General features: G+C 62.9%; 7 protein-coding genes and 1 pseudogene. 1 reads left to right on the top strand and 7 read right to left on the bottom strand.

Going from position 1 to position 8446, the window contains the following annotated elements:
• From cmr4 to QZY07_RS16365, 7 genes and pseudogenes are all read right to left on the bottom strand, one after another.
• Positions 1-855, bottom strand: an 855-nt coding sequence (cmr4, locus tag QZY07_RS16395) for a type III-B CRISPR module RAMP protein Cmr4 (protein WP_295405037.1), incomplete at its 3' end; no start/stop codon positions are given.
• Between the two features lie 131 nt (positions 856-986).
• Positions 987-2216 carry a type III-B CRISPR module-associated Cmr3 family protein gene (locus tag QZY07_RS16390; RefSeq protein ID WP_295405035.1) on the bottom strand — a complete coding sequence of 410 codons (1230 nt, stop codon included), beginning with the start codon at positions 2214-2216 and terminating at the stop codon, positions 987-989.
• Between the two features lie 634 nt (positions 2217-2850).
• A pseudogene (gene cas10 / locus QZY07_RS16385) lies at positions 2851-4212 on the bottom strand (type III-B CRISPR-associated protein Cas10/Cmr2); the annotation flags it as partial.
• Positions 4209-5198 carry a type III-B CRISPR module RAMP protein Cmr1 gene (cmr1, locus tag QZY07_RS16380; protein ID WP_295405032.1) on the bottom strand — a complete coding sequence of 330 codons (990 nt, stop codon included), beginning with the start codon at positions 5196-5198 and terminating at the stop codon, positions 4209-4211. The gene cmr1 and the pseudogene cas10, both read right to left, overlap by 4 nt.
• 55 nt (positions 5199-5253) lie before the next feature.
• Positions 5254-6486 carry a TIGR02221 family CRISPR-associated protein gene (gene csx2, locus QZY07_RS16375; RefSeq protein WP_295405029.1) on the bottom strand — a complete coding sequence of 411 codons (1233 nt, stop codon included), beginning with the start codon at positions 6484-6486 and terminating at the stop codon, positions 5254-5256.
• 76 nt (positions 6487-6562) lie between these two features.
• Positions 6563-7750 carry a CRISPR-associated ring nuclease Csm6 gene (gene csm6 / locus QZY07_RS16370; RefSeq protein ID WP_295405026.1) on the bottom strand — a complete coding sequence of 396 codons (1188 nt, stop codon included), beginning with the start codon at positions 7748-7750 and terminating at the stop codon, positions 6563-6565.
• A gap of 279 nt (positions 7751-8029) precedes the next feature.
• Positions 8030-8215, bottom strand: a complete 186-nt coding sequence (locus QZY07_RS16365) for a hypothetical protein (protein WP_295405023.1) — start codon at positions 8213-8215, stop codon at positions 8030-8032.
• Here QZY07_RS16365 and QZY07_RS27510 point away from each other — a divergent pair.
• A partial coding sequence (locus tag QZY07_RS27510) for a DUF2939 domain-containing protein (RefSeq protein ID WP_363184363.1) occupies positions 8129-8446 on the top strand: 318 nt, incomplete at its 3' end. The two genes, QZY07_RS16365 and QZY07_RS27510, sit on opposite strands and share 87 nt — an antisense overlap.

The raw sequence follows: 8446 nt of genomic DNA, 5'->3' as shown, positions 1-8446 counted from the left end.
CGTCACCTTGCACCAGCCCATGCCGACGGTTTCGTTGCCACCGAGTTGCAGATAGGGGCGCTGGAAGAGTTCATCGGCGAGATGCGCCAGTACTTCGGCAGCCGTCTTGTTCGAGTCTTTCGCCCGCGCCGCCTGTGCCTGGAGCGCGACATAGAGCAGGGTGTCGGGCGGCAGGCTTTCCTCGTACCAGAGCGCACCGGGTTTGACCGTCTTGGTCTTGTTTTCGATGCAGACATGGGCGTTGACCGGCGTGGCGAACTGCGCCAGATGACTGAAACGGTCGTCATGCACCAGCGCCAACTGGGTTTGCAGCACCTGTACGGCATCGTCGCGACCCATCAACCGCGCCAGCGCGGACATGATGGCGGTGAAGTCGGCAGTGTCTGCGGCGAAACGAAACTCCTCCAAATAGAGCGTATTGGTCTTGCCGGGCGCGGGTAGCAGCGCGGTGTTGTCGTCCGGTAGCTTGGGAATCTGGTCGATGGCAAAGGTCACCAGTCCCAGCCGCTTGGCATCGGCGGCGAACCGTTTGAGCAGCGCCGGGCAAGTGACCCATTTGAAGTGACTGGTCAGCGAGCGTACCGGCAACAGCAGCAGGCGCGCGTCGCTGACCAGCAGTGCCCCGGCATGATCGGAGGCGTTATTGGTGTCGGGGCCGAAGACGGCGGTTGACCAGGGTGCGTCCAACTCGTCGGCACGGGCGCGGAGCGCGCCCTTGACCGCCGAGCCGAAGACCACCGGCCAGTGCGTGTGCGACTCGCGCTGAATGGGCAAATCGATCACACCGGCATTCTGTCCGGCTCCCGCGTGGATGGAGGTTTCGGCCAGCAGGCCGAGCAGTGCGGTACTGTGCATATCCTTACTTCGCTCCTGAAAAATCACTGAATCGCGTCTGTTCTCCCCTCACCCCAACCCCTCTCCCCGCTGGGGAGAGGGGCTTTTTCTCCCTTCTCCCCTGGGGGAGAAGGGGCGAAGATGAGGGGGGATTACTGCCAAGTCCCAATCGCCAGCTCGCCCCGACCCAGCGCGGTGTCATGGCCGATACATTGACCGTGCAGCGCGCGGGCGGCGGCCTGGGCCTCGCCCGCGACGGTGCAGAAATACACGCTGCCAGCGGGAACCAGACTTTTGACCGGACGCGGCTGCTGTTTCAGTAAATCCCAACCGCCTTCGCGCGCGGCCTTGCCGATCACGGCGCATTCGATGGTCAGCGTCACGTCGTTGATTGTGCCGCGCCAGATGCGCACGCCATCGCGTTGCTCGGCGCCAAAACCGGGCGGGAACCAGTCACGCCCGAAATCGGCGTGCGTCAGCAGCATCAGCAGCAGCCGGTTGTCTTTTGGCTCGGGCGGGAGGAACGGTACGGGTGGTGTGCCGATGCGCGCCGCGCTGGCGCGACCTTCGCCACCGAAACGGATCACGCCGGGCGCGGGTCGCCAGGCGGGCGGCAACCCCTGAACGCCAACGCCGATGGCCAGTCCGGCGCGGGGGCGCAGATGGCGCGTTTGATAGAGCAGGCCATCGATGCCGGTGCGCTGGCGGTTGTTGCGGGCGATGCCCAGGCGCGGTTCCTCGGCGTACAGGTCCGCCGCCTTGATGACCGCCGTTGGCGGTTGGCCGCTGAGAACGCGTTGCAGGTTTTCGCCCGTCAGCCAGCCGTGTTCCAGCGGTTTGGCGCCGGGGAGCGGTTCGGTCAGGCAGGGGAGTTTCACTGGCAGGATTCGCGTTTCCTGATCTTCTCGCCCCTCACCCCAACCCCTCTCCCCGCTGGGGAGAGGGGCTTTTTCTCCCTTCTCCCCTGGAGGAGAAGGGTCGGGGATGAGGGGATGCGGTGCGCCAAGATCGCACAGCACCGGCTCTTTGCCGGGCGTGAGAAAGCGGTAAGCATCGTCTTTTTTCAGCAGATGCAGCGGAACGGGATAAAGACGTGCGTCGTTCCACAGCGGATAGGGTCCGGTCAGGCACAGCGCGCCGAGAGCGTCGCCGCTGCCGATGATCTGCTTGAGATCGGCGTATTCGCCCGCATCCGCGAACCGCGCCCAATCGACGCCCTGTTGCTCACCGATCAGGGTCCGCAACGCCCCGGCAACGGTGCGCGCCGGGGGCGGAAACAGGCTGCTCAAGGCATTGCTGCCGCTGGTATCGAAACCGCGCGCTTCGCGGAAAAACCAGGTGTCGAGCGGATCGAACCGCCAGTGTTGGATGACGTCGCTCATCGGGTTTCGGCTCCTTTTTGGGCGAGAAAACGCACCAGTAGCGCGCCATCGGGTTCCAGGCGCGGCTGTCGATAAAACGCCGCCGTATCTCCCCCCTCGGGGAGAGGGGCGGGGTGAGGGGGACGCCGGTACGCCTGGCCGCATCGGTCGCCGTGTACCGCTTGACCGGATAGCACTGCGCGAGCAGCGGCGCGATCAGTTGCTCGGCCTCGGCGATCTTCAACTTGTCATTGTCACGCCGCCCGTCGTTGACGCCGGAGGCGAGATAATCGACCGCCAGCAATGACCGGGCATCCTGCTCGTCGAAAAGAGCACTGGATTGATCGCCCGATGGATTGAGAAACGCGAACCGCTCGCGGATCTTGTAGAAAAATTTGTTGCTGAAAGCGGCCCGGTTTTCCGTATCGGTCGTGCCTTTTGACTGCGCCGCAAACTCATCGGCAAGCCGTTGGATTTCCAACTGATTCGGATCGATTGCGCTGACCGCGCAGGCCCAGGGTCGCGCCCATTGCAGCGCCTCGCCGCTGGCCTTGACCACGCGCACCGCCAGCGCATCGCGTCCGGTTGCGTCCTTGGCGACCTCATCGAGCAAATGATGCGCATCGCGGAGCATCCGGGTGAGCGGAATCTTGACGTGGGCGAAGATCACGGCGGCGGAGATCGTCGAGCCGCCATCCTGACCGAACGCCTGTTTGAACGCGGCAAGATAGCTGACGCGAATCGCCGTCGCGCAGCCTAACGCATCCTCCAGCGGCAACAGTGCCAGGACGTCGTCGCCACCGGCGTAGATCAGAAAGCCGCTGTGGTCGTCGACGATATCGGGCACGGCGGCAGTGAAGGTATTAAGCGCTTCGGAGATTTTCGGCGGGGCATCCGGATCGGATTGCAGCAGCTGCCCGAGGCTGTCGCCGTCCATCATCAGAATGGCGTAGAAGGGCGCGGGCGAGGTCTGCTTGTCGAGCGCCTTGAGTGCCTGCCCGACCGCCTTGACGCGCTCGCGGTCCGGGCAGAGTTTGCGGTTGTCGAGGACGTGCGCGAAGAGGGCGCTGGAGTGCAGACGCTTGAGCGACTCCTGACCGGTGTCGTGAACGCAGCGCAGCTTGCCCAGGCCACCGTCGGATGTTCCAAGGAGCGGTGACACCTCAAGCAGCGACTCGACGGCAGCCGACAAGGATTTCAGTGCATCATGATTGGTATGGTTCAGCTGCTCCACCCAATGCGCTGCCGCCAGGTCGAGCGTCGAGGGCATCTGACCATCGACCCGCCAGCCGTGCAGTGTCCAACCGCCGGGCATCGAGACCCGCAGATCGGCAAAGCCCTTCACGAACCGGCGCTTGATGAAGGCGATGGCGCAGAGTGCTTCATCGGGGTCGAAATCGCGATTGAATTCCTTGCGTAAAGGCTCCCAGAACGCATTGCGTCGTTCATCCTTGGGATGCGCCGCACCGGAGAGTTCCTGCCAACCGGCCATCATCGAGCATTTGACGCCCGCCTCGTCCGGCGGCAGCTGGGTGCGCCAGTTCTTCCGTCGATCCAGCAGGGCATTGTCGTCGCCGAGCGCCCAGGCGATGTCCCAGAATTGCTCGCACTGACGTTCCCAGATCGCCCGTGCTTGCGCCGGGTCTGGGACATGGGGTTGCAGGTCGCGCTGCCAGACCGCTTCGGCCAGCACCGACCACGCACAGCGTACCGCTTGCTCGACGTTCAGCGGATCGAAATCGCTTGGCACCCTGGCTTGAATCGCTTTAAAACGGTTGGGAATGCAGCCTTGGCGCGGTGCTTCGCCCTGACCTTTCCCGGTCAGCCAGTCGAGATAGCCATCCTCGGGCTTCGGAAACTTGATCTCCCCGCCCTGTGTCTTGACCGCCTGCATCGCCGCGCCCGCCAGCCACGACAGCAGAAAGGAACCGGCCCAGAAATCGCGGGTGCGCCGCGCTTGGGCGACAAACCCCTGCACGGGGCCGAGGGTGAAATGAAAGGTGGTTTGGTCGGTCATGGGCGGGACTCCGTTGCTGGCACGAACCGCGCCACGTCACGATTGAAAGCCGTCAAGTCAGACGCTTGATAACGGGGATCGTGGTGGAAATGCGCCGGTAAATAGAGCACGGCGGCGGCGAATTGGCCGTTGCGCAGGGCATGAACGTGAAACAGCAGAGGACTGGCACGGCGGCTGTCTTGATCGATTCCTTGCAGGGGCAGGCCAAACGGAATCTTGTCCGCGCCGCGCAAGGTACTGGCTTGACCGCGATGCGTTTGATAGATCAATCCGGCTTGGCTGTGTACCCGCCGCGCGTCAGTGTCGGTGGCCAGAATGCTGAAGCGAACATGTTCGCTGAAGGCGGTGTAAGGCGGAAAATCGGCAATGTTCACCGTTTCGCGCATCAGGTTGCGTACTCCCACCTCAAACCCGGCTTGATCTAAAGTCATGTCCTGCGCGTTGAGCTGGCGCAGCGTGATCGAACCGAATCCGCGCCGCGCCCGGCTGCCCAACCCGCCAAACAGACTCCAGACATGCAGCGTCTTCTTGATCGCGTCGATGTCGGCTTGATCCGTTTTCGGTTTGAAACGCAGTTCCAAATCGAATTCGACACCTTCACGAATGCCCTGGCGATGGGGTGCCTGAGTCGTCGCCATCAGGCCATAACCGAGATAGCCGCTACCGGTGTTGTTTTGTGGCCACTGCATTTCAGTCGCCAGTTTGGGTTGGCGGCTGACGCGCAGCATGAAAAGACTCTGCCCGGTGTTTTCACCGTTGGCGGCACTGCCAAATAAACGCGCTTCCTGACGATGCAACAACCGGAGCGCGGCTGACTCGTCGCCGCCGGCTTCCCGTAAAAAGTGCCCCCAATGCAACGCCCGCCACCAGAACCGCAAAGCGCCCTTGACGGATGGCGGGCGGATACCGTCCTCGGGGGTTTGATTGGCGCCGCCGAGGAACATTGGGGTGACGATCTGGTAGGTGGCTTCAAGCATTTCAGGCATCGCGCGTCACTCCTGCCGACATGATGGATCGTGGTCTTTCCGGACCAATGGGTGGTTATTCACGAGTTGTGAAGGATTGCGTTAGCTGATCCAGCGCACGCCGCAGTTCAAGCGGCAATTGCTCGGGGCTGACGACAATCTGACGCACCTTTTCCAGCGCCGCCGGGTTCCCGTGCGCAAGCGCGTTGCGCACATTTTTTAGCGTCCAATAGGCGTCGCAAACGGCTCGCGAGTGTTCGCCCGCCTTGATTTCCGCCTCGTAGGCTTCCGCTGCCGGTTTGCGATCTTCTTGATGATCGTGCCAGCCTGATTTGCGCCGCTCGCACTCGCGCGTCACCACTGCCTCAAAGCCCAGGATGGCGGCGCGGACATAATCGCGTTGTTCCAGATAAAACTCGGCCAGACGGCGTTGATGTTCGGACAGGGTGCCGCCGCGCACCCAAGCGAGCCGTTGACGCAGTGCGTCCTGAAACAATCCCGAGACCCCGGCAAGCGGGCGATCGAGCGCGGGCAAAAAGGTCTGGATACGCCGTCTGGCATCGCTCAGATTCAATGTCCGCTCGAAAAACGCCGCGTCACGCAAACAGCCGACCTTATCCGCCGCCACGCCGTCCGCTTCCAGCAGGGGGGCAAACAGACTGTAATCGCCGTTCTGATCGAAGCGCCCGAGGGCATCGATCCAGTGCGCGATCGCGAGCAATCCGTCGAGTTGGATCACCGGCGTCTGATCGTTCTCGGTCATCTCGTGCGCGCCGTAGTAAACGCTCGCGATGTTCAGGCCACGCACTCGCTCCAGAAACAGCGCCGACAGCAAACCGACCGCGGCCAGATGACGAAAGCCGTGGGTCAGATCGAGCGCAACCCGACCCGCGGGCACGGCGGCAGCGATGACATCGAGAATCCGCGCCTGACCGTCGGCGTCGCGGCCATAGTCGATCAGCCGCAGGACACAGGGCAGACCGAGCGCGCGTTCCACCAGGGGCACGACTTCGGCGAGCAACGCATCGTCCACGCGATTCTCCGTCGCCGCTTCGATCAGCCGCAGACGCAACTCCTCATCCTCGCCCGCAACGGCCAACTGTTCGATCAGCACATCCCACATGCTGCCCGCCGTGCCGAGCAAGACCAGACGCTCGGGGCGAATCACCTCGCGCAGCGCCAATCCGAAGAAGGGCGTGGTGTGTGTCGAGCCATCGGCAAAGCGGTAATGCGCCGTTCGATAACCGGTTTTGGGGTCTTGGCGGGCGCGTCCCAAAAAACTCACCAGCGTGGTTAAAACCTTGCTCATCGACGATTCTCCATCCTGTCAAAACGGTTGCGTCATCTTCTCGGATGCGCGTTTGTCTGCTGGCATGCGCCTCGTTTTACGGGGATGCCGCCACGGCGCCATACCGGATCGCCTCGGGTGCCAGCGCCAGCGCATAGCCGGCCCCATCGCTTTCCTGCAACACCAGATACGGCCGTGCCGCCAGTGCGCCGAGTTTCTCCTTCAGGGTCCGGTTGAGCTTGGAGTTCTTGGCGTTGAAGTAGTCCGGCGTGATCCGGTGACGAATCGCCTGCATGGTCTTGCCGTGTTCGTCGAGCAGGGCATCGATGCGTTTCAGTTCGGCCATGAAAGGCTCGCGATACGCCACACCGCGTTGCTCGGGATCTTCTTCCGGGATGGGGATCCCCGGCAGGGGCTCCAGCCCGGCCTTGGCCCGTCGCGCGAACCAGGAGAGAAACGCCAGTTCGGTGGGCGGCAGGCGAATCGTGGTACCGCCGGCGCGGATGCGTTTGGCCTTGAGGTCGATGATCAACTCGCGTTCGGCGAGCGCCTCTTGAACCGCGTTGACGCAATCGGTAAAGCGCGCCTGACCCTCGACCAGCGGGCGATGCTGCGCGGCGCGCAGTCGCACGAAAGGAATCCACGCCAGATCGACCTGGGCCGTTTGGCAGTCGTAGGCGATCTCCTTGTCGCCTTGCTTGACGTGGATTGGGCGCTCGCCGAGCGAGGGATAGTAAAACTCGCGATGACTCTCGAAAGGCGCGGACACCAGCACATGCGAGAGGCGATCCTGCGCGCGACCGAACAGCGACAGGGCATAGCCGACGAAATAGCCCATGCTCTTGCGCCCTCCCGCGATGGAGACATGCAGCGCGCAGTGCATATCGTCGGTAAAGCCGCGCACCAGATCGGTAATGAGATCGGCGGCGCAAACGTTGTCATCGGGCGAGCGAATGTCTTCCAGCGGGCGTCCGTCGCGACCGGAAATGACATGGATGTGTTCAGGCGGAAAGTCGATGGCGGGCAGGGCGTAGTCGCGTCGTAAGCGTTCGACCCAGCCGATGGCCGGCGAGAGGAGATTCAGGCGCGCGTGCTCGGCCCCCTGCACCGTGGTGATGAGATGGACCTCCGTCGGAACCAGACGGCGATCCTGTTTCCAGAGGGCGTAGAGGGTTTCGGTCACAACCTGGGGGGACAGACCGGTGACGACCAGCAACACCCGACGCGGATAGATTGCTGGTCCGTGGGTCGGGGCTTCCTCGCGGGTTGGATTCGTCGCGTTCATGGCACTCGTCTCCCTTGGTACCGTTAGAGGATCTTAAAACGCGACGCGGCATCCCTGCCTCCCTGGCCTCGGATCGAGCCCCGGCGCGTGGCGGTATCCTGCCGCAAGACGCACCAGGATGCCGGTTTCGCAAGCTTGCGTGCTCGCGTCCTGTCCCGGTCCCGCTAAAGGCATTGGCGCCGCCCATTGACGAGCCGATCCGCGATGCCGTTGTGGGCAAACCGGAACTGTCGCTGGGGGCATCGAAGGGCGCGTGGATGCTCGGGTCGATGGTGACGGTCACGTCCGACGCTCCACGGATGCTGGCTGACTGATCGTCATCTTTTTGCGCCCGCACCAGTCCCGAATCATCACCTCCAGCATATTCGCCAGACTGCGATGCTCCTGCTCGGCGGCCTGGCGCAAGGCGTCCTTGATTTCTGGCTTGATGCGAAACGTCACGGTAGTGATCTTGGGGACGGTCATGCAGACGGTTTTCCTGATTGGCGATACTGCACGGAGACTGTCAATATACCGCACACAGAAAATCGACGCGAGCAGATACACCAGATGAAAAAATTGGCATGGATCAGCGGCGGCGTGTTGCTCGCCGCGCTTGGCTACGTGGCGGCAGGCCCGTATCTCGCCATTGCCGACATCAAGACCGGCATTGCCGAAAAGGATACGGACCGGCTCGCGGCCAAGGTCGATTTCCCG

The sequence above is a fragment of the uncultured Thiocystis sp. genome (assembly GCF_903866365.1).
Classification (GTDB): Bacteria; Pseudomonadota; Gammaproteobacteria; order Chromatiales; family Chromatiaceae; genus Chromatium.
Note: the sequence above shows the minus strand (reverse complement) of the source record. Positions and strands in the feature narration are given on the sequence as shown.